The organism is Streptomyces zinciresistens K42 (assembly GCF_000225525.1).
Lineage (GTDB): Bacteria > Actinomycetota > Actinomycetes > Streptomycetales > Streptomycetaceae > Streptomyces > Streptomyces zinciresistens.
In genome coordinates, this window is the sequence record NZ_AGBF01000020.1 from 1 (window position 1) to 24,692 (window position 24,692).

The 24,692-nt window shown below is 71.2% G+C and carries 22 protein-coding genes; 7 read left to right on the top strand and 15 right to left on the bottom strand.

Annotated elements, in window-relative coordinates:
• The first annotated feature begins 226 nt into the window (after window positions 1-226).
• On the top strand, window positions 227-772 hold the full coding sequence (locus SZN_RS42400) for a site-specific integrase (protein WP_244313325.1): 546 nt from the start codon (window positions 227-229) through the stop codon (window positions 770-772).
• Window positions 773-1,208: 436 nt separating this feature from the next.
• Here SZN_RS42400 and exaC read toward each other — a convergent pair whose 3' ends face one another.
• The 6 genes from exaC to xylB form a co-directional block, all read right to left on the bottom strand.
• Window positions 1,209-2,732, bottom strand: coding sequence for an acetaldehyde dehydrogenase ExaC (exaC, locus tag SZN_RS09555; RefSeq protein WP_007493732.1), 1,524 nt, complete (start codon window positions 2,730-2,732; stop codon window positions 1,209-1,211).
• A gap of 181 nt (window positions 2,733-2,913) precedes the next feature.
• On the bottom strand, window positions 2,914-4,227 hold the full coding sequence (locus SZN_RS09560; protein ID WP_078508512.1) for a GAF domain-containing protein: 1,314 nt from the start codon (window positions 4,225-4,227) through the stop codon (window positions 2,914-2,916).
• An 82-nt stretch (window positions 4,228-4,309) separates the two neighbouring features.
• Window positions 4,310-4,909 carry an N-acetylmuramoyl-L-alanine amidase gene (locus tag SZN_RS09565; RefSeq protein ID WP_043729541.1) on the bottom strand — a complete coding sequence of 200 codons (600 nt, stop codon included), beginning with the start codon at window positions 4,907-4,909 and terminating at the stop codon, window positions 4,310-4,312.
• 19 nt (window positions 4,910-4,928) lie between these two features.
• A complete protein-coding gene (locus SZN_RS09570; RefSeq protein WP_007493738.1) occupies window positions 4,929-5,993 on the bottom strand; it encodes an acetamidase/formamidase family protein in 1,065 nt (354 codons plus the stop codon).
• Between the two features lie 248 nt (window positions 5,994-6,241).
• Complete coding sequence (locus tag SZN_RS09575) at window positions 6,242-7,480, bottom strand: ROK family transcriptional regulator (RefSeq protein WP_007493740.1); 1,239 nt, start codon at window positions 7,478-7,480, stop codon at window positions 6,242-6,244.
• Window positions 7,481-7,494: 14 nt separating this feature from the next.
• Window positions 7,495-8,940, bottom strand: coding sequence for a xylulokinase (gene xylB / locus SZN_RS09580; RefSeq protein ID WP_007493742.1), 1,446 nt, complete (start codon window positions 8,938-8,940; stop codon window positions 7,495-7,497).
• Window positions 8,941-9,131: 191 nt separating this feature from the next.
• Here xylB and xylA point away from each other — a divergent pair, with 191 nt between their 5' ends.
• Both xylA and SZN_RS42405 read left to right on the top strand, forming a co-directional pair.
• Complete coding sequence (gene xylA, locus SZN_RS09585; protein ID WP_007493744.1) at window positions 9,132-10,298, top strand: xylose isomerase; 1,167 nt, start codon at window positions 9,132-9,134, stop codon at window positions 10,296-10,298.
• 529 nt (window positions 10,299-10,827) lie between these two features.
• Window positions 10,828-11,121 (top strand): hypothetical protein, encoded by a 294-nt coding sequence (locus SZN_RS42405; RefSeq protein WP_007493746.1) that lies wholly within the window; start codon window positions 10,828-10,830, stop codon window positions 11,119-11,121.
• A 101-nt stretch (window positions 11,122-11,222) separates the two neighbouring features.
• On the opposite strand, the gene SZN_RS09600 is transcribed toward SZN_RS42405, so the two are convergent.
• The gene (locus SZN_RS09600) at window positions 11,223-12,584 is read right to left on the bottom strand and encodes an esterase-like activity of phytase family protein (RefSeq protein WP_043729545.1); all 1,362 of its coding nucleotides are present in this window, start codon (window positions 12,582-12,584) and stop codon (window positions 11,223-11,225) included.
• A gap of 224 nt (window positions 12,585-12,808) precedes the next feature.
• Entirely contained in the window at window positions 12,809-13,297 is a 489-nt protein-coding gene (locus SZN_RS09605) for a hypothetical protein (protein WP_007493750.1), read from the bottom strand.
• A gap of 498 nt (window positions 13,298-13,795) precedes the next feature.
• Between SZN_RS09605 and SZN_RS09610 the strand changes: the two genes are divergently transcribed.
• On the top strand, window positions 13,796-13,978 hold the full coding sequence (locus tag SZN_RS09610; protein ID WP_043729549.1) for a hypothetical protein: 183 nt from the start codon (window positions 13,796-13,798) through the stop codon (window positions 13,976-13,978).
• A 3-nt stretch (window positions 13,979-13,981) separates the two neighbouring features.
• Here the strand turns inward: SZN_RS09610 and SZN_RS09615 are convergent, their stop codons facing one another.
• From SZN_RS09615 to SZN_RS09630, 4 genes are all read right to left on the bottom strand, one after another.
• Window positions 13,982-15,376: a tannase/feruloyl esterase family alpha/beta hydrolase gene (locus SZN_RS09615; RefSeq protein WP_007493754.1), complete on the bottom strand. Its 1,395-nt coding sequence runs from the start codon at window positions 15,374-15,376 to the stop codon at window positions 13,982-13,984.
• Between the two features lie 453 nt (window positions 15,377-15,829).
• On the bottom strand, window positions 15,830-16,699 hold the full coding sequence (locus SZN_RS09620; RefSeq protein ID WP_007493756.1) for a hypothetical protein: 870 nt from the start codon (window positions 16,697-16,699) through the stop codon (window positions 15,830-15,832).
• Window positions 16,700-16,835: 136 nt separating this feature from the next.
• Complete coding sequence (locus SZN_RS09625) at window positions 16,836-17,132, bottom strand: hypothetical protein (protein ID WP_043729577.1); 297 nt, start codon at window positions 17,130-17,132, stop codon at window positions 16,836-16,838.
• A 387-nt stretch (window positions 17,133-17,519) separates the two neighbouring features.
• Window positions 17,520-18,119: a class I SAM-dependent methyltransferase gene (locus SZN_RS09630; protein WP_007493760.1), complete on the bottom strand. Its 600-nt coding sequence runs from the start codon at window positions 18,117-18,119 to the stop codon at window positions 17,520-17,522.
• Between the two features lie 352 nt (window positions 18,120-18,471).
• Here SZN_RS09630 and SZN_RS09635 point away from each other — a divergent pair, with 352 nt between their 5' ends.
• Window positions 18,472-19,077, top strand: coding sequence for a GTP-binding protein (locus tag SZN_RS09635; protein ID WP_007493762.1), 606 nt, complete (start codon window positions 18,472-18,474; stop codon window positions 19,075-19,077).
• A 51-nt stretch (window positions 19,078-19,128) separates the two neighbouring features.
• On the opposite strand, the gene SZN_RS09640 is transcribed toward SZN_RS09635, so the two are convergent.
• Window positions 19,129-19,557, bottom strand: a complete 429-nt coding sequence (locus SZN_RS09640) for a PPOX class F420-dependent oxidoreductase (RefSeq protein ID WP_007493763.1) — start codon at window positions 19,555-19,557, stop codon at window positions 19,129-19,131.
• A gap of 95 nt (window positions 19,558-19,652) precedes the next feature.
• Between SZN_RS09640 and SZN_RS09645 the strand changes: the two genes are divergently transcribed.
• A complete protein-coding gene (locus tag SZN_RS09645) occupies window positions 19,653-20,066 on the top strand; it encodes a roadblock/LC7 domain-containing protein (protein WP_007493764.1) in 414 nt (137 codons plus the stop codon).
• Window positions 20,067-20,192: 126 nt separating this feature from the next.
• Window positions 20,193-21,308: a DUF6397 family protein gene (locus SZN_RS41895; protein WP_007493765.1), complete on the top strand. Its 1,116-nt coding sequence runs from the start codon at window positions 20,193-20,195 to the stop codon at window positions 21,306-21,308.
• Here SZN_RS41895 and SZN_RS09655 read toward each other — a convergent pair.
• Complete coding sequence (locus SZN_RS09655) at window positions 21,245-22,114, bottom strand: acyl-CoA thioesterase (RefSeq protein ID WP_007493766.1); 870 nt, start codon at window positions 22,112-22,114, stop codon at window positions 21,245-21,247. The genes SZN_RS41895 and SZN_RS09655 overlap by 64 nt on opposite strands.
• Window positions 22,115-22,133: 19 nt before the next feature.
• Complete coding sequence (locus SZN_RS09660) at window positions 22,134-24,647, bottom strand: DEAD/DEAH box helicase (protein WP_007493767.1); 2,514 nt, start codon at window positions 24,645-24,647, stop codon at window positions 22,134-22,136.
• Window positions 24,648-24,692: the final 45 nt, after the last annotated feature.

The window sequence follows — 24,692 nt, forward strand, 5'->3', positions numbered from 1 at the left end:
AGCAGGATCGCGCCTTTCTCCCCGGCCGGGGCGGCGTCGTACTCGGCAACGATCCGAAGCTTGTACGCCGCGGAAAACGTCCGCCGCTTCGGCTTCGGCGCCGGATCGTCACCGGCGGCGGGTATCGGGGTGATGCTGGCCATACTGAGGGGATCTCCTGTCTCGCCCATCCAGACTAACCCGACAAACCGGGTGTCTCAGTTGAGACTGTCAGAGAGGGAAGACCGTGAAGCGAAAGAAGGCTGCGGTCAACGAGGTGTTTGGTGTAGCCGTTGAACGCGGATACTTCGCACAGAACCCGCTGATCGGTCTTCGCTGGACGGCGCCGGAAGTCGCCGATGAAGTCGATCCCGACTGCGTGCCGAACCCGGCTCAGGTTGCCCGACTGCTAGCCGCAGTCAGAGCCCTACCCGGCCGTGGCCCTCATCTGTATGCCTTCTTCGGCTGCATGTACTACGCCGCCATGCGCCCAGCCGAGGTGATCCATCTACAGAAATCCCAGTGCCGTCTGCCGGCGAGCGGCTGGGGCCTTCTGAACCTGAAGGGCGGCGTCGTGACTGCCGGTAAGGAGTGGACGGATGACGGCGCCGTCCACGAGATCCACTCCCTGAAGCGGCGGGCAGTCAAGGCGACACGCCCGGTGCCAATTCCTCCAGTGCTCGTCCGCATGTTGCGCGAACACATAGAAAGCTTCGGCGTTGCACCCGACGGACGCCTGTTCCACAACGCAGAGGGGAACTACATCGACGCCTCGGCGTACGGCATCACCTGAGGGCGAGCGCGTGAGGCTGTTCTTACGCTTGACGAGCACGCCCTTGACCTGGCGAAGCGTCCCTACGACCTGCGCCACGCCGGCATCTCCTTCTGGTTGGCCTCCGGCGTCGACCCCGCAGAGTGTGCGCGCCGGGCTGGGCAGAGCATCCAGGTCCTCTTCCGCTACTACGCCAAGTTCCTGGCTGATGCGCGGAACCACGCCAACACCCTGATCGAAGACTCCATGCGGCGATGGGAGGAGGCGATGGACGATGACGATGCGGAGAGCGCCTTAGCGGGACCTTGGCCCGGAAATGCCCCGGAACTGCTGGTCAGAGCTGGGATATGGGTGGGAGATATCGGGAGTAAGGGCGTGTTTCGGCTCGCTGCTTAGATGTGCGCCGAAAAGGGCGCCTGCCGGGCATCTGCCCTGGTCAGGCGCCCTTTTTCTGTGTCTAGAAGAAGCCCAGTTTCTTCGGCGAGTACGACACCAGCAGATTCTTCGTCTGCTGGTAGTGCTCCAGCATCATCTTGTGCGTCTCGCGGCCGATGCCCGAACCCTTGTAGCCGCCGAACGCCGCGTGCGCCGGGTAGGTGTGGTAGCAGTTCGTCCAGACGCGGCCCGCCTGGATGGCGCGGCCCGCGCGGTACGCGGTGTTGACGTCCCGGGTCCACACGCCCGCGCCGAGGCCGTACAGCGTGTCGTTGGCGATCTTGATGGCGTCGTCGAAGTCGTCGAAGGACGTCACCGACACCACCGGACCGAAGATCTCCTCCTGGAAGATCCGCATACGGTTGTCGCCCTCGAAGATGGTCGGCTGGACGTAGTAGCCGCCCTTCAACTCCCCTTCGTGTTCGAGGCGTTCGCCGCCCGTGAGGATCTTGGCCCCTTCCTGCCGTCCGATGTCGAGATAGGAGAGGATCTTCTCCAGCTGGTCGTTGGACGCCTGCGCGCCGATCATCGTGTTCGTGTCGAGGGGGTGGCCGGTCGTGATCTGCTCGGTGCGGGCGACCGCCGCCGCCATGAACTCCGCGTAGCTGCCCCGCTGGACCAGTGCGCGGGAGGGGCAGGTGCACACCTCGCCCTGGTTGAGCGCGAACATCGTGAAGCCTTCGAGGGCCTTGTCCCGGAAGTCGTCGTCCGCCGCCCAGACGTCCTCGAAGAAGACGTTCGGGGACTTGCCGCCGAGTTCGAGGGTCACCGGCGTGATGTTCTCCGAGGCGTACTGCATGATCAACCGGCCCGTCGTGGTCTCCCCGGTGAACGCCACCTTTGCCACCCGGGAACTGGACGCCAGCGGCTTGCCCGCCTCCACCCCGAAGCCGTTGACGATGTTGAGGACGCCCGGCGGGAGCAGGTCGGAGACCAGGCTCAGCCAGTAGTGGATGGACGCGGGAGTCTGCTCGGCCGGCTTGAGGACGACCGCGTTGCCCGCCGCCAGCGCGGGTGCGAGCTTCCACGTCGCCATCAGGATCGGGAAGTTCCACGGGATGATCTGCGCGACCACGCCCAGCGGCTCGTGGAAGTGGTACGCCACCGTGTCGTCGTCGAGTTCGCCGAGCGAACCCTCCTGCGCCCTGATCGTGCCCGCGAAGTAGCGGAAGTGGTCGATGGCCAGCGGAATGTCGGCCGCCAGTGTCTCCCGTACCGGTTTGCCGTTCTCCCAGCTCTCGGCGACCGCCAGCTTCTCCAGGTTCGCCTCCATCCGGTCGGCGATCTTCAACAGGATGCCCGCTCGCTCCGTCACGGACGTCCGGCCCCAGCCGGGTGCCGCCGCGTGCGCCGCGTCCAGAGCCCGCTCCACGTCCTCGGCCGTGCCCCGCGCGATCTCCGTGAAGGGCTGTCCGTTCACCGGCGAGGGGTTCTCGAAGTACTGCCCCCGGATCGGCGGCACGTACTCACCGCCGATGAAATGGTCGTAGCGTGCCTGGTAGGAGACGATCGCGCCCTCGGTGCCGGGCGCCGCGTAACGGGTCATACTGCTCTGCCTCCCGATGAAGCGCTGCCCGCCGTCAGGCAGCTCCCGGTGCGAGGCTAGGAAGGGCGAGGTTGCAAGTACGTTGCGCTGCCCGCGGCTTCCGCAGGCGCCCCGCGCCGTGCGCAACCCCTGCCTCCTCCCGAGCCGTGGGCTCACACTCACTTCCGCAGGCCCCGTCCGGTCAGCGCGGCGGACGCCGCTCCCAGCCGGGCGGGGCCGTCAGTTCCGACTCCAGGGCCGACAGCCGTGAACACACCGCCGGTGTCGGGCGCACCGCGGCCAGCGCCCGCCACACGTCGAGATCGTCCTCGCCCCAGGGCGCGTGCGCCCAGTCGGCCAGCAGGTCGGGATCGCGGCGGGCGATCAGTGCCATGCGCAGCCCGTCGGCCAGACGGCGCCGCAGCCGGACCACCGCCGGCGCCTGGGAGCCCGGCAGCAGCGGTCCGCGGTAGGCCGCCGCGGCTGCCGTGACCAAGCCCGTCTCCAGCCTCCGTTCGACCATCGTCACATCCGACTCGACCGGCGTCGTGAGCCGGTAGGGCCGCGAGTCCAGCAGCCCGGAGCCCAGGATCCGGCGCAGGCGGGCCAGTTCGGCGCGCAGCGTCACCGGCGTCACGGACTCGTCCTCGTACAGCGCGCACAGCAGCTCGTCACCCGTGAGCCCTTCGGGACGGCGCGCCAGCAGCACCAGGATCTCGCTGTGCCGACGGCTGAGTCTGACCGTGCGGCCTTCCGCCAGCAGCAGTGCCTCGTCGCGTCCCAGCGCGGACAGTTCGGGTGCCTCGGGGCCGGCCTCCGGTGGGACGAGCAGTGCGAGCTGGGACTCGGCGGCCCGCGCGACCGCCTGCACGAACCCGAGGCTGTGCGGATGCGCGAGCCCGTCGCCTCCGGTGATGTCCACCGCCCCGAGGACCCGTCCCGTCCTCGGATCGTGCACGGGTGCCGCCGCACAGGTCCACGGCTGCACCTGGCGGATGAAATGCTCCGCCGCGAACACCTGCACGGGACGGTCCACGGCCACCGCCGTCCCCGGCGCGTTCGTCCCCATCACCGACTCGGCCCAACGGGCACCCGGCACGAAGTTCATCCCGTCCGCCCTGCGCCGGGTCGCCGGATGGCCCTCCACCCACAGCAGCCTGCCGTGCGCGTCGCACACGGCGAGGAGATGCTCCCCGTCCGAGGCGAACGTGCCCATGAGTTCCCGGATCAGGGGCATCACCCTCGCCAGGGGGTGCTCCGCGCGGTAGGCGCCTAGGTCTCCGTCGACCAGCTCCACGCTCGCCGTGCCGTCCGGACCGACGCCGGCCCGTGCGGAACGCCGCCACGAGGCGGCCACGACATCGCGCACCGGCTTCGGCACGGTGCCCGCCGCGGTGAACGTCTCGTGCGCACGCCGGAGTACGCGGATGTGCTCGGCAGGGTCGGTGCCCGGCTCCAGGGCCACCCACGGATCGGTCAACTCGGCCTCCCCGGAAGGCGATGCGGCTGGGGACATCGTCACTCCGGCCGCGCACGCGGACAACCTCTTCGACAGCGCTCACCCGAACGACGGCCGGGCCGCGTGGCCGTGCGCGACCTCAGACCGCGTTGACCAGGCGTATGTAGCGACTCCAGTCCCAGCCCGGCCCCGGGTCGGTGTGGTCGCTGCCCGGCACCTCGTGGTGGCCGATGATGTGCGCGCGGTCCGTGGGTATGCCGTGACGGGCGCAGACCGCGGCCGTGAGTCGGGCCGACGTCTCGTACATGACGTCGGTGAAGTAGTCGGGCCGGTCCACCCAGCCCTCGTGCTCTATGCCGATGCTGCGGGTGTTGTGGGCCCAGTCTCCCGCGTGCCAGGCGATGTCCGACTCGCGCACGCACTGGGAGGTGTGCCCGTCGGCGGACCGGACGACGTAGTGGGCGGACACCTTCTTTCTCGGGTTCGCGAAGACGAACAGGGTGTTGGTGTACTGGGTCTGGGTGACGTGGATGATCACCCGGTCGACGGGGCGCGGCGCGGAACGGTCTCCTTTCGTGTAGTTGGCGGTGCTCGCGGGCCGCCACTCCGCCGGCGGGTGGTCCGGCCCGGGTGCACGAGCCCCGGCCGGCGGTCCGGGCAGCAGGGCGTACGGCACGGCCGCGAGGGCGGTGGCCTGGAGGATCAGGCGTCTGGCGGGGCGGGGTGAAGTGTGGTCCAAAGGGTGCCTTTCCGTGTCGTCAAGGGCCGAGGGAACCGGGGCGGGCCGGGGCCGGTGGGGCCGCACCCGGATCCTCAGCGCAGGTCGCGGCAGTCTCCCGCAGCCGTGCGTGCACTGCCCGGTACGTCTCCCGCGCGGGCAGCCACTCCTTGCGGATCTTCGCCACGCACGTGTAGTTGGTGTCGCAGACGTTGGCGAGCGGTGACTCGACGGCCTGGGTGGCGAACTGGTACGCGTCCAGCTCACTGAATCCGTAGTCGCGCACCAGCCACCGCACCAGATCCGCCTGGGATATCCGGAACGCGTCCTCCAGCGGCCGGGCCGATCCCGTCGAGATGATGTGCGTGTCCGATTCGATCCGGGGCCACGGAGTGGTGACCCCCTTGAGCAGTTCGACGATCACCACGGTGTTCATCGCGCACTCGACCGCCACTCCGCAGGTCTCACCCTCGCCCTGGCGGGCATGCCCGTCGCCCAGGCTGAGCAGCGCGCCCTCGACGTTCACACCGAGGTAGCAGGTGACGCCCGCCCGCATCTCGGGGGTGTCCATGTTCCCGCCGTGGGCGTCCGGCACGAGGGCGGAGCGCACCTCCAGGTTGGCGGGGGCCACCCCCACGGTGCCGTGCATCGGGTCCATCGGCAGCTCGGCCTCGATGTCGCTGTCGTGAGCCCGGAACAGTGCGGTCCGCCGTGTCCGGTCGAGCTGCCAGATCCACACGGTCTGGGGGAGCGGCGGCTGCAGCGTGGCCGTGGTGTGCGTGGAGGTGAGGGCGCCGAACAGGGGGACGGTCGTCGACGCGGCCCAGTCCCGGGCCGGTTCGACGGACACGAAGTGCACGGCGAGGGTGTCTCCCTGCTCGGCACCCTCGATGTGGAACGGACCCGTCTGCGGATTGAGGTAGGGGAACTCGCACATCTCGGACACGAGGTCCTTCTCCGACCGCACACGTCCGCCGAAGCAGTCCTCGGTGTACAGGTCGAGCACCGTGCCCGGCGCGATGCGCGCAACGGGCGGCGCTCCGCCGAACGTCCAGGCGTACTCGCCGGGTTCGGGGCGTACGGTCAGGATCCTGGGGTCGCTCATCGCTGCACAACTCCGTTCCGCGGTGGCCGGTCGGGGGAGGGTTCGCCGAGGAGTGCGTGAATCCCCCTCATTCACGCCGACGCGCCGTGCCTGCCCACCTCACGGCGGCAGCGCCTCGTGTGCATCACGGTACGGTGCGGACCCGTCGGGCAGAGGAACGGTCCGGAGATCCGTGGACAGCGACGTGATTGTGGATAACTTCCTCACTCACAGGAGTGAACTCGGCCTGGAGCGGCGGCCGGACGGCATCAGAGGGAGGACCCCGGCCCCATCCTCGGCTCACCCCGTTCCGCCACCACCCCCGGATCGTCCAGCACCGCCCGCACCACCGAGTGCGCGGCACCCAGCAGAGGGCCCTCCGAGCCCAGCCGGGACACCGCGACCGGGCAGGCCGGGCCCGCCGTACGGCGGTCCAGCTCGGATTCCAGGGACGGCAGCAGCCAGGGCGCCAGCGCGGCGAGCGCACCGCCGAGCACCACGCTCTCGGGGTCGAGCAGATTCACCGCACCGGTCAGCGCGACACCGAGCGCGGTCCCCGCGTCACGCAGCGCACGCCGTACGTCCGCGTCGCCGGCGGCCGCCCGCTCCGCGAGCAGCCCGACCCGGTCCGCGCCCGGCCCCAGTCCGGCCGCGCGCAGCACCGCCTCCTCGCCCGCGTACTGCTCCAGGCATCCTCGCGACCCGCACGGGCACTCCGGTCCGTCCGGCCGGACCGGCACGTGGCCCAGTTCACCGGCGAAGCCGCGGGTCCCGTGCAGCAGACCCCCGTCCACCACCACCGCCGCGCCGATCCCGATCTCGGCCGAGACGTGCAGGAAGTCGCGCGGTGTGCCCTCACCGAGCCACAGTTCGGCGAGCGCGCCGAAGTTGGCCTCGTTGCCGACGCTCAGCGGGAACGGAACGTCGAGCAGGCCTGTGAGGTCGGTGTCGCGCCAGTCGAGGTTCGGCGCGCGCACGACGGTACGGGCGTCCCGCGCCACCAGACCCGGCACGGCGACGGCCAGACCGGCGGGCCACAACCCCGCCCGTTCTGCCTCAGCGACGACCCCGCGCACCAGTTCGCGCAGTTCGTCGACGACCGGCTGGACTGCGCGGCCCCGGTTCGTGCCGTGCCGCGTCGCCGTGGACCGCACCTCGCCGCGCAGGTCGACCGCGCAGACGGCGAGATGGTCGACGCCGACCTCCGCGCCGATCCCCGCCGGACCGCGGCCGCTGACGGCGAGCGCCGACCCGGGTCGGCCCACCCGGCCCGGCCGTTCGGGGCCGAGTTCCTCCAGCAGCCCGGTCCGGATCAGCTCCTCGACGAGGGTGGACACCGCGGCGCGCGTCAGCCCGATCCGGGACGCGACAGCCGCTCGGGACAGCGTGCCCGCGGCGCTCACGGTGTGCATCACCCGGGCGAGATTGCGGCGGCGCATGCCCTGCTGGGTGTCGGGCAGGGCACGTCCGGCGCCGGCCGGCCGTGCCTTGTGCAGCGGTGCGGTCATGCCTCCGTCAGTCCTCAGTGCGCCTCGGGCCGCCGCTGCAGCAGCGGGGCCGCGTCGGAGAGTACCCCGCTGATCCTCGCCAGGGTCTCGCCGTCCCGCTCCAGGGCGTCCAGGACCGGCCCGCGCGCGGTGTTCCAGCGCCGTGCCACCGCGGCCGGGTCCTCACCGGTCAGCAGTCCGGCGGCCTGCGCGGCGGCACCGAGCGCGACCAGCTCCCTGGCCTCGGGCACCTGCACGGGGCGTCCCGACAGCCGTCGTACGGTCTGCTGCCAGGCGGCGCCCCGGGCGCCGCCGCCGATCAGCAGCAGCGGGGCCGAGCGGTCGGCGTCCTCGTCCAGGACCAGGTCGAGTGCGCCGAGCAGGGCGTGGACGGCACCGTCGTACGCGGCCTGGAGGAGCTGGCCCCCGGTCGTGTCGTGGCGCAGACCGTGCAGCACACCGGAGGCGTTCGGGAGGTTGGGGGTGCGCTCGCCGTCCAGGTAGGGCAGGAGCGTGAGGCCGGTGGCGGGTTCCACGGCCTCCCGGTCCAGGCCCAGCAGGGTCGCCAGGCGGTCCACGGCGAGCGTGCAGTTCAGGGTGCAGGCCAGCGGCAGCCAGTCGCCGTGCGCGTCGGCGAATCCCGCCACCGTGCCCGTCGGGTCCGCCGGGCGCCGCCGGGACACGGCGTACACCGTGCCCGACGTGCCGAGGCTCAGCACCGGTGAGCCGGGACGCAGCCCGAGGCCGAGCGCCGCGGCGGCGTTGTCACCGGTACCGGAGGCGACCAGGGTGCCCTTGGAGAACGGCAGGTCGTGGCTGTCGCGCACGGTGCCCGCGACCTCGCCGGGCCGCACCACGCGCGGGAGCATCGCCGCGTCCAGGCCCACGTGCGCCAGGATCTCGGCGTCGTACGCCTCCGTCCCCGACGCCCACCAGCCGGTGCCCGAGGCGTCACCGCGGTCGGTGGTGCCCTCGCCCGTGAGCCGTTCCGTGAGGTAGTCGTGGGGGAGGCGTACGGCCCTGGTGGCCCGGACGGACTCCGGTTCGTTCTCGGCCAGCCAGGCCCACTTCGTGACCGTGAAGGAAGCGGTCGGCACGGAGCCCGTGCGCTCCGCCCAGAACTTCGCCCCGCCCCGTTCCCCGGTCAGCCGGCGGGCCTGCGGCGCCGAGCGCACGTCGTTCCACAGCAGGGCCGGACGCACCGGATCGCCCCGCCCGTCCAGGGTGACCAGGCCGTGCTGCTGTCCGCCGACGGACACCGCCGCCGCCTCGCGCGCGGGGTCGCCGCACTGGGCGAGCGCCTCGCACAGGGCCTCCCACCACTGACGGGGGTCGCTCTCGCGGCCCGCGCCCGAGGACACGGTGTGCGGTGCCTGGCCGCTCGCGACGACCTGTCCCGTCGACGCGTCGACGACCAGGGCCTTGGTGGACTGGGTGGACGTGTCCACGCCGACGACGAGCGGACCCTCGGCTGCTGACATCGGGCTCTCCCTTATGCGGCTGTGCGGCATCTGACCTGCTGTTTCGAGGGTGCCCGAGGAGTTGCGACCCGGACCACACCCCCTTTGGGGACATCTTGTCCCTTCCCAGGGACGCGTGCGCATACTAATTTGTAAAGCGCCATGACGAAATAGTTCTGGCGAGCCGCAGCCAGCGAGCAAGGAGCCGAGGCATGAGCTACCAGCCCACCCCCGAGGACAGGTTCACCTTCGGCCTGTGGACCGTCGGCTGGCAGGGACGGGACCCCTTCGGCGACGCCACCCGCCGCGCGCTCGACCCCGTCGAAACGGTGCAGCGCCTGGCCGAGCTCGGCGCCCACGGTGTCACCTTCCACGACGACGACCTGATCCCCTTCGGATCCTCGGACACCGAGCGTGAGGCGCACGTCAAACGCTTCCGCGAGGCCCTCGACGCGACCGGCATGAAGGTGCCGATGGCCACCACCAACCTCTTCACGCACCCCGTCTTCAAGGACGGCGGATTCACGGCCAACGACCGCGACGTGCGCCGCTACGCCCTGCGCAAGACGATCCGCAACATCGACCTCGCGGCCGAACTCGGCGCGCAGACCTACGTCGCCTGGGGCGGGCGAGAGGGCGCCGAGTCGGGCGGGGCCAAGGACGTCCGTGTGGCACTCGACCGCATGAAGGAGGCGTTCGACCTCCTCGGCGAGTACGTCACCTCGCAGGGCTACGACCTGCGCTTCGCGATCGAGCCCAAGCCGAACGAGCCGCGTGGCGACATCCTCCTGCCCACGGTCGGCCACGCGCTCGCGTTCATCGAGCGTCTGGAGCGCCCCGAGCTGTACGGCGTCAACCCGGAGGTCGGCCACGAGCAGATGGCCGGGCTCAACTTCCCGCACGGCATCGCGCAGGCCCTGTGGGCGGGCAAGCTGTTCCACATCGACCTCAACGGCCAGTCCGGCATCAAGTACGACCAGGACCTGCGCTTCGGCGCCGGAGACCTGCGCGCCGCCTTCTGGCTCGTCGACCTCCTGGAGGGCGCCGGCTACACCGGGCCCCGCCACTTCGACTTCAAGCCGCCGCGGACCGAGGACCTGGACGGGGTGTGGGCGTCGGCCGCAGGCTGCATGCGCAACTACCTCATCCTGAAGGAGCGTTCGGCGGCATTCCGCGCCGACCCGGAGGTCCGGGAGGCCCTGACCGCGTCACGGCTCGACCAGTTGGCGCAGCCGACCGCCGCCGACGGCCTCAAGGCGCTGCTCGCGGACCGCTCCGCCTTCGAGGACTTCGACATCGAAGCGGCCGGCGCGCGCGGGATGGCCTTCGAGCGCCTCGATCAGCTGGCGATGGACCACCTCCTGGGTGCCCGTGGCTGAGACCACGCGCGCGCGTGCCGACGTGTGGGCGGGCGTGACCTGAGGCACGGAGGGCACCGTCGAGACCGGGGGACTGACGGCACCGTGTGCGACCTGACCGGGTCGTGGGCGGTGCCGTTCCCGGTGCGCGCGCTCCTGACGCGGGGGAGTGCGCGAAGCCCGCGCGCGGGGCGCCTCGAATGTTCCGGAACCGTGCGGTCCATGCCGCGGTGCCGTATCAACTTCCGCACGGGGGTCGCGGTCCGGCGCGTCCGAGGTGATCCTTGACGCCATGGCCATGCCGCCCGTACCGCCTCAGCCGCCAGGACCCCCGGGTGACACACCTCCTGCGGGCAGCGGCTTCGGAACACCTACCGGGGGCCACGGCTCCCCGACCGGCGGGTACGGCTCGCCACCCGGGGGCCACGGACAGCCTCCCGGGGACAACGGCCCGCCCGCGTACGGCGGCTGGCCGCCCGGGGAGGGCGACGGCGGGCCGGGCAGGCGTCGCAGCCCCCTTGTCGTCCTGGTCGTCGCGATCGTCGCACTCGTGACCGTCGTGGCGGTGGTCCTGATCCTGACCGGCGGTGACGACTCGCCCGATGAGAAGACTCCGGGTGGCTCCGGCACCAGCGGGACACCCGGGCCCTCCCTGAACATCCCGACGGAACTGCCCGGCAAGCCGCCGACCTCGCTTCCGTCCGGCTTCCCCACCGGCCTTCCGTCCGGCTTCCCCACGGATCTTCCCTCCGGATTCCCGACGGACCTGCCCAGTGGCTTCCCGACCAACCTGCCGAGCGGCCTGGAGTCGCTGCTGCCTTCCCTGGACGGCGAGTTGCCCTAGCGGACAGCGGACAGCCGACAGATGGCAGAAGGCAGAAGGCAGAGGGCTGACGGGCGGCACGCGCACGCGTACCGCCCGTCAGCCGGTGGGTGTTGTCGTGCTCAGATGCCGTGCGGCAGGCGCACGTACGTCACCGACGTCTCGATACCGCTGTCGACGAGCCGCCCCTGTGCGTCGAAGGCACCCGTACCGTCCGTCATCCCGAAGTCGTTGTCATTGATCAGCGCGAAGGTGTCGCGGTCCACGCGCGCGATGCCCTCGATCTTTCCGGGGACTCCGGGGACCTTGCCCAGGTCCACCACCAGGCGCTTGGCCAGCACCGGCACCCCGGAGGCGGCCGGATCGTCGAGCTGCTCCAGCGAGGGCGATGTCGTGGTGTCGTCCCAGGCACTGCCGAGGATGTTCGCGCGGCGGTCCAGGCGCACCAACTGGAGCCGGGCCGTCCTGTCCGTGCGCTCCTCGACGAGCAGCCTGTCCCCGCCCACGGCCACCACCGACGAGATTTTCAGCTCCGAGGTGTCGTCCTCACCCGGGTCGACCACGCCCACCGGGTCGAAGCGGTACGCGAATTCGGCGGTGACCGCCTTCTTCTTCGGCGAGAACCGCAGCAGCCGCGTCGTACGCGAGGCTTCCCCGGCGTCGGTGTCCGGCAGCGACAACGGGCTCTGTACGGCGATGGCCAGATCGCCTCCGGGCAGCTGCGCCAGCCCTTCGAACCCGCGATTGATCTTGCGCTGCAACAGAACGGACGGCAGCGCCTCCACCACCGGATAGTCCGTACCCTTGAGGCCCAGCCCCTTGGGGACGTACCGCGTGAGCACCTTCCCGCGCGCGGAGACGCGCACGAGGGAGGGCCCGTACTCGTCGGTGAGCCAGAAACTGCCGTCCGGCGACCGCACGATGCCCTCGGTGTCCAGTCCGTTGGGGTTGTACGCCAGCGGAGTCCGGGCGTCGTACGAGTACGGCGCCTCGTCACGCTGCTGGTTCGACAGTCCGGTGACCGGCCTGCCGGACGCGGTCGTGACCGGGATCGCGTCGAGCACCTTCACGCTGCCGCCCGCCAGACGGATCTTGACGATCGCCGGATCGAAACCCGGCACGGGGAACGTCCGCCGCTTCGTGCCGTCGACCTTGATCTGACCGTTCGGGCCGCGGTCGGTGACCGTCCAGAACTCGTCCTTGCGGCCCGCCGGGTAGATGTCGCTGCCGATGCCGCCCAGGTCGACGCCCCGGTCGTCGCTCACAGTGCCGGGCAGCAGGCCGTTGCTGAAGGCGCCGAGCGGAATGTCGCCGAGCGTCGCCGTCCTTACGACCTCGGCGCTGCCATGCCGGTCACCACCGCCGTGCGACCCCCCGGCACCGGCGGCCGGTCCCGCGGCCGCCAGTGCCGCGATCACGGCAAGGGGTACACCGCCTGCTACGAAACGGTGGACGCGGCGCCGGCCTGTGGCGTGCGGGGACATGCGGGCCTCCTGAGGGACCAAGTTCGCTGACAGCGGTCAGGCTTGGAGTCCTCGTGGAACGCCCCGCGGCCACCAGGTGAACGGCGGCGGGCGGGACGGCGTCCGCTCGTGGCGGCCCCGCCCTGCAGGCCCGACGTGGCCTCCTGCGGGCCATCGGCGACGAGGCAGACGGGGGCGGGGCATCCCAGGGTGCCTCGCGGCGACGTTCCCTTCGACGTCCGCTCTCAGGCCCGCCCCAGCCGTACCCGGTGTCCGGTCCGCGCGGCTTCGCGGTGCTCGGGTGCCGTGAGTCGCAGCGGCGTCACGCCCTCGACCGGCACCGCGTGGGCTTCCGGGGGCATGGCCGCCGCGAGGGCGCGTAGGCGTTCGACGCCATCGGGCTGCAAGGGACCCGCGCGCCAGGCGCCGTGACCCTCCGGTGAGAGACCGGGCAGCAGCAGCCCGCGCGCGGTGAGTCGCAGGGCCAGGGCGGCGGCCGTGCCCCAGAGGACGGCGGCCCGGGACGACGCGGTGTCCCGGCGGGCGCGCACCAGCAGGGGCACGGCCGCCCGCACCGGCGGCAGGACGGCCGGCACCCGAGCCGGCTCGACCCCGGCGGGGCCGGGCAACACCACGGTCAGCTCCTCCACGGAGCCCGACGCGACGGACGGAACCGCACCGCGCTCGGCGCGCCAGAAGGCGATCCGGCGGGTCCGCGTGGGGTCACCGGGCACGAAGGCGGCACTGCAGGAGGTCAGTTCGGAGGTCTCGGTCTGTCGTCTTGGGAAGCCTCGGCACGAGGGCGCAGCGCTCCTCACATGTGACTACTCGGGGTCGGAGTCGCCGGGAGTGCAGCGTCCGGTCGAGCGGCCCGGCGTGGTCGATGCGTGAAGTGGGTCACCGGGGCGCGCTTGTGGGTACCCCCCTGAGTGCAGGGCCCGGCGGCATCCGTGATCGACGGACGTCGCCGGACCGCCGACGCCGATCCGGGCCTCCGGATCAGATCCGGACCTCGGAGCCGAAACCTCGGAGTCGAACCGGAGCCCCAGCATTCCTTGGCACTCCGGACCCGGCGCGGCTCCGGACCCGGCACGGTTCAGGGGGGCTGGGACCAGTAGGGGGCCCGCGCCGAGGACCTCAGGGTCGTCTCAGGGTCGCGATCCGGAACCGTCGGACGCCCGAACCCGTTTTCAGGGCAGAGAGCGGCAGTGGCCGCGAAGGAGGCGACGCACATGTCGAAGAACGCGAAGATCGCCGCGGGGGGTGTGGCGGCCGGTCTCATCCTGTTGATCTGGCTGCCCTGGTGGGCGGCTCTCCTGATAGTCCTGGGAGTGCCGGCCGCCGCCTACCTCACGCTCGACCCGTCCCAGCGGCGCCGCCTGCGCCGTGTCCACCGCAAGGAGATCGGTCGCTGACGGTCATCCGGCCGCCCGCGCGGCCGGCGTGGCCAGCGGGCAGGAGTTGACCACGTCGCCGTTCGCGGGCCTGCCGACCGTGCGGTCCGCGGGCGGTCGGACGCCCCGCTCCACCCAGGAGACCAGTGTGTCGAAGGCCGACCGGTAGCAGGGCAGGATCGGACGCAGCCGGTCCGGATACGTGTCGTAGAGCCCGTCGACATGCGTCCCGCCCGCGACCGTGAAGTAGCTGTGCAGCGCGCCCCGTCCGCTCGCGTCGATCATGCGCGCGTACATGTCGGAATCGGCGCTCTTCGGCAGCAGCGCGTCCAGGTCGCCGTGCAGCGTGATCAACGGCTTCCCGATGCGTCCGGTCAGGGCCACACGGGCCACGGCGCGGCGGACGGAGGCGGGCCGCGCGCTGTAGTCGTACGACGCGTCGGAGGCGCAGGGTGCCAGGATCTGTTCCGGGGTGCTCCCGGCGGACGCTCCGGGACACCTGGGGTCGTAGGCCGGATCGAACTCGGCGCGGTAGATCTTCTGCGTGACACCCCAGTACGCCTGCTCGTGGTACGGCCACAGGAACTCGGAGCCGCGCGCGAAGCCGACGGAGTACAGGTCCTCGTCCCGCGCGGTGCCCAGCATCCGGGCTACAGCGGTGGGCAGGGAGGTGAGCAGGTTCGGGCCGGACGCGGTCCACAGCGCGCCCTCCCAGTCCACGCCGCCGTCGTACAGCTCGGGGTGGTTCTCGAGCTGCCAGCGGGTGAGGTAGCCGCCGTTGGAGATCCCGGTCATGTAGGTCCGCCGGGGGGCCTGCCCGTACCGCTGGGCGACCGCCTTGCGCGCGGCCCGGGTGAGCTGGGTGGTCCGTGTGTTCCATTCGGAGACCGCGTCACCGGGCCGCTTGCCGTCCCGGTAGAAGTCCGGCCCGTTGTTGCCCTTGTCGGTAGCCGCGTAGGCGTACCCCCGCGCGAGCACCTGATCGGAGATCGCCTTGTCCGTCGCGTACTGCTTGCGGGTCCCCGGTGCCCCGGTCACCACCAGGCCGCCGTTCCAGCGGTCGGGCAGCCTGATCACGAACTGCGCGTCGTGACGCCGGCCGTTCGTGTTGTTGAAGCGGGAGGAGTCGGGGAAGTAGCCGTCGACCTGGATGCCGGGGACTCCGGAGGGCGTCAGGGTGCCGCGTGCCGTCAGCCCGGCCTGGTCGGCCATGTCCGTGTACCGGGTGCCGGCGAGGCCCGTGGTCGTCAGATCGGGCAGACAGGCGCTCTCCTGGAAGGCGGCGTCCGGAACCCGTACGCGCTCCTGGCGCGCGCAGTGCCCCTGGACGCCGCCGGCTGCCGCGGCGGGGACCGGACCGCCCAGCGCGGTGGCCAGCAGGGTGGCGGCGAGGAAGGGGACGGCTCGGATCGGACGCATGACGTGCCTCCTGGCAGAGAGCTGCGGAGCGCAGACGAGAGGGCGGGGCCGGGCAGGGCTGCCTCATGGTGCGGTCCGCGAGTCGCGGCATCCATGGGTTGGGGACACATGGAACGCATCCGCCAGGTGGGGCCTGGCTACAGGAGTGCCGACGACAGGGGGTGCGACCGCAGAGGTGCCGATGGGCATTCCCGTGGGCAGGCCAAGCGGCCATGCCGACACGTCCGCAAGTCGACACCCGCCCGTGTCGACGCGAACTCACGGCGAGGCTTCCTCGGGGGCGGCCCGACATCCCCGGCCGTCGCACGGCACACGGGGTGGCGGACACCAGACGGGGGACGGCGGGCGCCGGGACCTGGGGTGGCGCCCACCGGCACACGCCCCCGCCGTGACCGGCATGCCCGCCCTCGGGGTCGATGCGCCTGGCCGGGGGCATCCGGGGACGCGCGTGGCTCAGGTGGGGCGTACGGCCAACTTGTCGAGTGCTTCGAGCAGTCCGGGCAGCTCCGGACCGCGGCCCACCGGCAGGACCTCGCCCGGCTCGTCGTCCAGCAGCACGAACGCGATGTCGTCGGTCCTCGCCACCAGCGACCAGCCGGGACCGTCCGCCCGCAGAGTCCGGGCGTCGCCGGAGGCGAACGAGGAGCGGACCCGGCCGAGGGGCGGCGGGGAGTCCACGTACGCCCGTGCCTCGGCGAGAACGCGCCGGACACCGAGGTGGCCGCCGTGGTTCCCGCCCGTCTCGCCCCCGCTGTCGGCGGTCCGTCCGTCGTCGTCCGGGTCTGCACCGGTCTCCTGGGCGGCGTCTTCCGATGCCGCGAACTCGGCGTCGTCTATCTGCTCGCGCCACGTCGCCCACTGCAACGCGATCTCGTCGGCGCCCAGGCGCCGCTGGGCCGGACCCCATACGCTCGTGTCCGGGGGCGTCAGCGGCGGGCCGTCGGCGATCTCGGGCTCGGGATCGTGCGGTGCCGGCACATGGGGGGCGGCGACGGCGACCGCCAGCGGCCAGCCCGGCAGCGCGGCCACGACCGTGCGCTCGTCCGGCGACAGGTCGTACTCCATGCCGCAGTCCCAGGAGGCGATGGCAACAGCGACCAGGGAGACATCGTCGATGACGACCGTCCAGCGCGCGCCGTCGCCGTCCTGGCCGAGGACCAGGCCGTAGCCGTCGGCGAGCGGCGCCAGACCGAGTTCGGCACAGGCTTCCGGATAGTCGTCGCCCAGCACGCTCGGGAACTTCGCCGGCGTCAGCAGTACCGCAGTGAGCACGTAGAGCGCGTCGTCCGCGGCGGCGACGGTCTCCTCGTCCGTCCCGGCCATCCCAGCCTCCCCATCAGTTCGTCCACCGGCGCGCACCCTAGTGCGCCTCCGAGCCGCTTGTCACGACTCCCAGACACACCCGGAGCTGCCGGTTTCCGGCAGGACAGGGGCGAATCGACCGCTGTTGACGGCGTTGTCATGCTGCCGGAAGCCCGAGGAGCTCCCGCGCGACGGTCTGCGGCGACTCGCCGCGCTGTCGGGCGAGCACGAGGACGGCCCGGCACGCCAGTTCACTCACCCCGAACGACAGCGCCTCCGGCGACACCCAGCCGGCTGCCTCGTCGAGCGTGTCCTGGTCGTCCGCGGCACGCGCCGCCACGTACACGGCCGCGGCCTCGAACAGATTGTGCGGGCGCTCGTTCCCGGCGGCCTCCTGCTCCGTGCGCAAGGAGCGGACAGCGGTCGTGCACCATCGTCGAATCCTGCCCCACATGCGGAACATCCTCCCTGGGCGGTCCGTCGGCCGAACGCCCTTCTCCTCTCCCTCACCGTAGAGTTGGAGTTCTGACGGCAAAAGGGGGACCTCGTGGCGAGGCGCTGCGAGAGACTCGGAGAGATCCGCCTGTGAGGAGTTCGAGGCGTGCCTCAGGTGCCTACGAGGCACGCCCACTTCCGCTGGGACGAGGGGGCGGCGCGTGTCCGACGCGGCTCCGGACCGCATGGCCTCCTGGTACCCTGCACCTCTGGCACCCCTGCTGCGCACCGTCACGCGCGCTGCTCGGCACCCGCCCGCCTTCGGTCCTGGCGGGTGTCCCGTCCGGCACGCGCGCGGGGCCGCCACCGAGTGAACGGTATCCTGCCGCGCGCCGTCCGGACGCCGTCAGGACTCCCGCACCCCCAGCGCGAGGAAACGGTCGTCCGCGTCGGTGTACGACGTCAGCCGCCACCCGGAACCGGCCAGCAGCGGACCGAGGTTGTCTTCGGCACGCAGGTCGTCCGAGGTGATCCGCCGGCCCTGGCGTGCCGCGAGCGCCGCCCTGCCGATCGGGTGGAACAGGGCGAGGGTTCCGCCGCTTCGCACCACGCGTGCCAACTCCCGCAAGTTCTCCACGGGATGGGGGAGGTGCGCGATGAGCCCAGCCGCGAACACGGCGTCCAGGGACTCCGAGCGCAGCGGGAGCGCGGCCACGTCGGCGAGCAGCAACTGCCCGTCGCGGTCGCGGCCGGCCCGCGCGGCGGCCTCCAGCATGGCCGGCGTCAGATCCGCTCCGAGGACACGCCCCGCCTGCCCGACGGCCGCACGTAGTGGAGTCAACGCGCGCCCCGTGCCGCACCCCGCGTCCAGGACACGGGCTCCCTCGCGCAGCCCCAGTTCGGCGACCGCCGCGGCGTAGGCGGGGCCGTCGTCGGGAAAGCGCCTGTCCCAGTCGGCGGCACGCGCGCCGAAGAACTCCTGCACATGTGTGTGGTCGTCGCTCATGCCCCGCATGATCCCTCACCGACACGGATCACATCGCGGTACACGTTCGCGCGAGATCCGGTCACGCCCGTGCATCTGCACGCCGAATCCCCGCAGGCGGACGCACGCGGCGGAATCCCCCCGGCGTGCGCCTGGATCTGAAAGCCCTCGTCGCACTGGACACGGACGCCGTTTCAGAAGCAGCCGGTCCCGTACGGCACCCGGTCGCGCGCCCGCACGGGCACAGAACGGGAACGAGCCGGTCACCACGGGCAAAAAGCGATCCAACCATGCGACGGGCAGACGCAGTTGCCATGATGCACCCTTCGCACGCGACGTCGACCGATGCCGGCACTCCAGAGAGAAGTGATCGATGGTCCACGAGCACTCCGAAGCCCTCGACGACGAGTCGACCGCCCTGGCACTGAAGATCCTGGTGGCCGGCGGCTTCGGCGTCGGCAAGACCACGCTGGTCGGGGCGGTCAGCGAGATCAGGCCGCTGCGCACCGAGGAACTGCTCAGTGAAGCCGGCCGGTCGGTGGACGACGTCGCAGGCGTCGACCGCAAGCCCACCACCACGGTGGCCATGGACTTCGGGCGCATCACCATCCGCGCGGGACTGTCCCTGTACCTCTTCGGCACCCCGGGCCAGGACCGCTTCTGGTTCGTGTGGGACGAGCTGTCCCAAGGGGCGCTCGGGGCGGTGGTCCTCGCCGACACTCGGCGTCTGGCGGACTGCTTCCCCGCCGTGGACTACTTCGAGCACAGGCGCATCCCATTCGTGGTGGCCGTCAACTGCTTCACGGACGCCCGCACCTTCGGCGCCCACGACGTGGCACGCGCCCTGGACCTGGACCGCGGCACGCCCGTGGTGCTGTGCGACGCCCGCGACACCGCCTCCGGCAGGGAGGTGCTGATCCGGCTCGTCGAGTACGCCGGGCGGGTGCACACCGCCCGGCTCCTCGACTCAGTGAGCTGACTCCTCCTCAGCAACCCCACGCCACCTCGGCACGCGCGGCGGCGGACGTCGTCAGTCGGCGACGTCCGCCTCGGCCAGCACCTTGTCGATCCGGACACGGACGAGGAGCTCTCCCGGGACGCCGTTGCGGGCCCCGAACTCCTCGGCGCGATCCTCACCCATGTACCGCGCGCCGATGCGCCCGGCCCAGTGCCTCAGCTCGTCCAGATCCTCCGAGACGCGGGCATGGCCCCGCAGCACCACGAAGGAGTACGGCGGCCGGTCGTCGTCCACGCACAGCGCCACCCGGCCGTCCCGGACCAGATTGCGGCCCTTCACCGACGACGCCCCGGTGTTGAACACCAAGTCGTCGCCGTCGAGTACGAACCAGATCGGAGCCACATGCGGCGCGCCGTCCGCGCGCACGGTCGACAGCTTTGCGGTGCGTGTGCCGTGTGAGACGAACGCCCGCCATTCCTCATCGGTCATCTTCTTCGCCATGCCCCCATCCTCCTTGCCCGCGGCCCGGATCGTCGGGAAGGGTGGCGATGAGTCCTCCGGTGCGGGGGGAGACATCTACACGGGGAGACCGCGACATGGCGCAGAACCAGAAGCTGGGCTGGCTCCTGGACGACCTGACCAAACGTGTCGACCATGTACGGCACGCCCTGGTGCTGTCCAACGACGGTCTGGTGACCGGCGCCAGCTCGGGACTGCGGCGCGAGGACGCCGAGCATCTGGCCGCCGTCTCGTCCGGACTGCACAGCCTCGCCAAGGGCTCGGGACGGCACTTCGGCGCCGGCGGAGTGCGCCAGACGATGATCGAGTTCGACGAGGCCGTCCTGTTCGTCACCGCGGCCGGCTCGGGAAGCTGCCTGTGCGTGCTCAGCGGCGCGCAGGCCGACATCGGCCAGATCGGCTACGAGATGACCCTCCTGGTCAACCGGGTCGGCGAACACCTCGACGTGGACGCGCGGCAGCCCGAGCGGCCACCGCTCACAGATCTCTGAGCTGCGGATTCGTCATCCCCGTGGAGTTATCCACAGGCCCGCCGCGGAGTCGGCCGATGCGGCTACGGTTCTGTCACGGCGCACGCACCGAGCGTGAGCAGCGGAACCTCACGGGGGAGATCGGTCATGACGGGCGACACCATCACAGCACACCGGCTCGCGATGACACCGAGCCGCGCGGCGCGGGAACTGGGGCTGAGGCGGGCGGAGTTGGACCTCGCCGTCCACCTCGGCCTCGTGCGGACCGTCCCGGACGAGGGAGGGGGCGGCCGACGCGTACAGCGCTCCGAGATCGAGCGGGTGAGCACGGGCGCGGGGTTTCCGGACACCCTCCGCGAGCGCGTCGAGGTGGTGGGGACGACACAGGCCGCGGGCCTGGTCGGGGTGCCCGTCGGCAGGTTCACACGCCTGGCACGGCTGGGCCTCGTGGCCCCGACGAGGTGGTACCTGAACCGCTACCGGGCCGTGGTCTGGCTGTATCTGGCCGATGAGCTGCGCAGGTTCGCCGCCGACGACAAGAACGCCCACCTCTTGCGGGCCCGCCGCATGCCGGAGAGCCTGCGCGCGATGCTGGACGCGGGAGTGGATCTGCGGTCACGCAACTGGCGCGGTCGCCAGCGGGGATTCCTGCTCCGCCTGGCCGACGATCCGTGGCAGCGAGCGGCCGCGTCGGCCGCCTTCCTCGATCCCGCCGACATCGATGAGATCGTGCCCGACGCTCACGAGCGCGCTCACCTGCACCGTCTGCGGCCCGCTCCGCCGTACTCCGGAGCGCCGGGTTCGCCGTCTGCCCTCGTCGCCGAAAGGATCATGACGGCTCAGGACGCCGACGAGGTCGGCCTGCTCCGGGCGGAGGTGACCGCACTGCTGCGCGAGACGCGACGGAGCCGACCGGTACCGAGTTCCACGACGGACGGTCCCCTGGCGGATGGTCCCGCGGCGCGTGGTCTCCCGGTGCACGGTCACTTCGGACACCCCAGTCACACAGGTCACCCTGGACAGCTCGCTCAGTACGGCCACCCCGACCACCTGCGCCGGTCTGCCCGGCCCGATCACCCCGACCACCCCGACCGGCCCGGTCCGTACGGCACGCCCGAGCCGCCGGTCGCCGTGCACCCCGAGGAGCGGGAAGCACCCCGCGGCCTGCTCCGCCTGCTTCGGCGCAGCAGGCACCCGGGTCACAAGGCCCTGAACAGCCCCTCCTGCACGACCGACACCAGCAGTCGGCCCTGCAGGTCGTAGATCCGGCCACGGGCGAGGCCCCGGCCGCCGGTCGCGATCGGTGACTCCTGGTCGTAGAGGAACCACTCGTCCGCGCGGAACGGCCGGTGGAACCACATCGCGTGGTCGAGCGACGCCATGTCGAACCCTCGCGGACCCCACAGGGGCTCGACCGGGATGCGGACGGCGTCCAGGAGCGTCATGTCGCTGGCGTAGGTGAGCGCGCAGGTGTGCACCAGCGGATCGTTCCCCAGCGGCCCGACCGCGCGCATCCACACCGCGCTGCGCGGCTCGGCGTCCTTGGCCTCCTCCTTCGTCCAGCGCAACCGGTCCACGTAGCGGATGTCGAAGGGCTGACGCCGGGCCATCCGCTCCAACTGCTCCGGCAGCGCGCCCAGATGCTCCCTGATCTCGTCCGCCACCGTGGGCAGCGACTCGGGATCCGGGACCTTGCGGGCCGGCGGCAGCTGGTGCTCGAAACCCCCCTGTTCAGGCTTGTGGAAGGAGGCGGTGAGATTGAAGATCGTGCGGCCCTGCTGCACCGCGGTGACCCGGCGGGTCGTGAACGACCTGCCGTCCCGCACCCGTTCGACCTGGTACACGATCGGCACACCCGGCCGTCCCGGGCGCAGGAAGTACGCGTGGAGCGAGTGCACCGGGCGGTCGCCCTCGGTGGTGCGGCCCGCGGCGACCAGCGCCTGCCCGGCCACCTGGCCGCCGAAGACACGCTGCAAGGACTCCTGCGGGCTGCGACCGCGGAAGATGTTGACCTCGATCTGCTCCAGGTCGAGCAGGTCGACGAGGCGCTCGGCGGGGTTCGTCGTCATGAGGGCGATGCTCCCGTGCTCACAGCTGGCCGACGTCGGTCACACGGACCACCGCGCGGCCCTCCGCGTCGGAGGCGGTCAGGTCGATCTCCGCGCTGATGCCCCAGTCGTGGTCGTCGTTCGGGTCGTCGAAGATCTGCCGGACCCGCCACAGATGGTCAGTCGGCACCTCCTCGATGATCAGGAGTTTCGGGCCGCGGGCGTCGGGGCCGGTGCCCAGGTCGTCGTACTCGTCCCAGTACTTGTCCATCGCCTCGCCCCACGCGTCCGCGTCCCAGCCGGCCTCGGCGTCCATCCCGCCCAGCTCCTCGACCTGATCGAGCGCGGCGAGTTCGACGCGGCGGAACAGGGCGTTGCGGACCAGGACCCGGAAGGCGCGCGCGTTGGCGGTGACGGGCTTGACCTCGTCGGCCTTCTCCTGGGCCTCTTCCGCGGTCATCTCCTCCGGGTTGGCGAGCTGCTCCCACTCGTCGAGCAGGCTGGAGTCGACCTGGCGCACCATCTCGCCGAGCCACTCGATCAGATCCTCGAGGTCCTCGGACTTCAGGTCGTCGGGGATGTTGTGGTCGAGCGTCTTGTAGGCGCTGGCGAGGTAGCGCAGCACGATGCCCTCGGTGCGGGCCAGCTCGTAGTGCGACACCAACTCCGTGAAGGACATCGCCCGTTCGTACATGTCGCGGATGACGGATTTCGGGGAGAGCGGGTGGTCGCCGACCCAGGGATGGCTCTTGCGGTAGGTGTTGTACGCGTGGAAGAGCAGCTCCTCCAGCGGCTTCGGGTAGGTGATGTCCTGGAGGCGTTCCATGCGCTCCTCGTACTCCACGCCGTCCGCCTTCATCGCGGCTACCGCCTCACCCTTCGCCTTGTTCTGCTGGGCGACGAGGATCTGCCGCGGATCGTCGAGCGTGGACTCCACGACGGACACCATGTCGAGCGCGTAGGACGGCGACTCGGGGTCCAGCAGCTCGAACGCGGCCAGCGCGAAGGTGGACAGCGGCTGGTTGAGCGCGAAGTCCTGCTGGAGGTCGACCGTCAGACGGACGATCCGGCCGGTGGCGTCCGGTTCTTCGAGCTTCTCGACGATGCCGCCGTCCAGCAGCGAGCGGTAGATGGCGATCGCGCGCCGGATGTGCCGCAGCTGCTGCTTGCGCGGCTCGTGGTTGTCCTCCAGCAGGTGCCGCATCGCCTCGAAGGCGTTGCCCGGCCGGGCGATCACGGACAGCAGCATGGTGTGCGTCACGCGGAAGCGGGAGGTCAGCGGCTCGGGTTCGGAGGAGATCAGCTTGTCGAAGGTGCTCTCCGACCAGGCGACGAAGCCCTCCGGAGCCTTCTTGCGGACGACCTTGCGGCGCTTCTTCGGGTCGTCGCCGGCCTTGGCGAGGGCCTTCTCGTTCTCGACGACGTGCTCCGGCGCCTGAGCCACCACGAAGCCCGCCGTGTCGAAACCGGCCCGCCCGGCGCGGCCCGCGATCTGGTGGAACTCCCGGGCGCGCAGCGTACGCACCCGGCTGCCGTCGTACTTGGTGAGGGCGGTGAACAGCACCGTGCGGATCGGCACGTTGACGCCGACGCCGAGGGTGTCGGTGCCGCAGATGACCTTCAGCAGACCGGCCTGCGCGAGCTTCTCCACCAGCCGCCGGTACTTGGGCAGCATGCCGGCGTGGTGGACGCCGATGCCGTGGCGGACGTAACGGGACAGGTTGCGCCCGAACTTGGTGGTGAAGCGGAAGTTGCCGATCAGCTCGGCGATCTGGTCCTTCTCCTCGCGCGAGCACATGTTGATGCTCATCAGCGCCTGCGCCCGCTCCACGGCCTGCGCCTGCGTGAAGTGCACGATGTAGACCGGCGCCTGCCTGGTGTCGAGGAGTTCCGTCAGGGTCTCGGTGAGCGGGGTGAGACGGTACTCGTAGGAGAGCGGGACGGGGCGGGTCGCCGAACGGACCACCGACGTCGGGCGGCCGGTGCGCCGGGTCAGGTCCTCCTCGAACATCGAGACGTCGCCGAGGGTGGCCGACATCAGGATGAACTGCGCCTGCGGCAGCTCCAGGATCGGGATCTGCCAGGCCCAACCGCGATCCCCCTCCGCGTAGAAGTGGAACTCGTCCATGACGACCTGGCCGACGTCCGCGCCCTTGCCGTCCCGCAGCGCGATCGACGCCAGCACCTCGGCGGTGCAGCAGATCACGGGGGCGTCGGCGTTGACGGAGGCGTCGCCGGTCAGCATCCCCACGTTCTCGGTGCCGAACATCTTGCACAGCTCGAAGAACTTCTCCGAGACGAGGGCCTTGATCGGCGCGGTGTAGAAGGTGACCTCGTCCCGGGCCAGCGCCGCGAAGTGGGCGCCCGCGGCGATCATGCTCTTGCCGGACCCGGTCGGTGTCGACACGATCACGTTCGCGCCGGAGACCACCTCGATCAGGGCCTCTTCCTGATGGGGGTAGAGCGTGAGCCCACGCTCCGTGGCCCACGACTCGAAAGCTTCGTAGAGGGCGTCGGGGTCGGCGTTCGGCGGCAGCTGGTCGATGAGGGTCACCCACCCATCTTGCCTGCACCGGGCCCTGACCGGGGAATCGGCTGC

Coding starts and splice junctions, on each gene's coding strand:
- exaC (WP_007493732.1), bottom strand. CDS start 2,732: ATGACCCGTTACGCGGCGCCCGGCACCGAGGGCGCGATCGTCTCCTAC.
- SZN_RS09560 (WP_078508512.1), bottom strand. CDS start 4,227: ATGTCCCCAGCCGCATCGCCTTCCGGGGAGGCCGAGTTGACCGATCCG.
- SZN_RS09570 (WP_007493738.1), bottom strand. CDS start 5,993: ATGAGCGACCCCAGGATCCTGACCGTACGCCCCGAACCCGGCGAGTAC.
- SZN_RS09575 (WP_007493740.1), bottom strand. CDS start 7,480: ATGACCGCACCGCTGCACAAGGCACGGCCGGCCGGCGCCGGACGTGCC.
- xylB (WP_007493742.1), bottom strand. CDS start 8,940: ATGTCAGCAGCCGAGGGTCCGCTCGTCGTCGGCGTGGACACGTCCACC.
- xylA (WP_007493744.1), top strand. CDS start 9,132: ATGAGCTACCAGCCCACCCCCGAGGACAGGTTCACCTTCGGCCTGTGG.
- SZN_RS09600 (WP_043729545.1), bottom strand. CDS start 12,584: ATGTCCCCGCACGCCACAGGCCGGCGCCGCGTCCACCGTTTCGTAGCA.
- SZN_RS09610 (WP_043729549.1), top strand. CDS start 13,796: ATGTCGAAGAACGCGAAGATCGCCGCGGGGGGTGTGGCGGCCGGTCTC.
- SZN_RS09615 (WP_007493754.1), bottom strand. CDS start 15,376: ATGCGTCCGATCCGAGCCGTCCCCTTCCTCGCCGCCACCCTGCTGGCC.
- SZN_RS09620 (WP_007493756.1), bottom strand. CDS start 16,699: ATGGCCGGGACGGACGAGGAGACCGTCGCCGCCGCGGACGACGCGCTC.
- SZN_RS09625 (WP_043729577.1), bottom strand. CDS start 17,132: ATGTGGGGCAGGATTCGACGATGGTGCACGACCGCTGTCCGCTCCTTG.
- SZN_RS09630 (WP_007493760.1), bottom strand. CDS start 18,119: ATGAGCGACGACCACACACATGTGCAGGAGTTCTTCGGCGCGCGTGCC.
- SZN_RS09635 (WP_007493762.1), top strand. CDS start 18,472: ATGGTCCACGAGCACTCCGAAGCCCTCGACGACGAGTCGACCGCCCTG.
- SZN_RS09640 (WP_007493763.1), bottom strand. CDS start 19,557: ATGGCGAAGAAGATGACCGATGAGGAATGGCGGGCGTTCGTCTCACAC.
- SZN_RS09645 (WP_007493764.1), top strand. CDS start 19,653: ATGGCGCAGAACCAGAAGCTGGGCTGGCTCCTGGACGACCTGACCAAA.
- SZN_RS41895 (WP_007493765.1), top strand. CDS start 20,193: ATGACGGGCGACACCATCACAGCACACCGGCTCGCGATGACACCGAGC.
- SZN_RS09655 (WP_007493766.1), bottom strand. CDS start 22,114: ATGACGACGAACCCCGCCGAGCGCCTCGTCGACCTGCTCGACCTGGAG.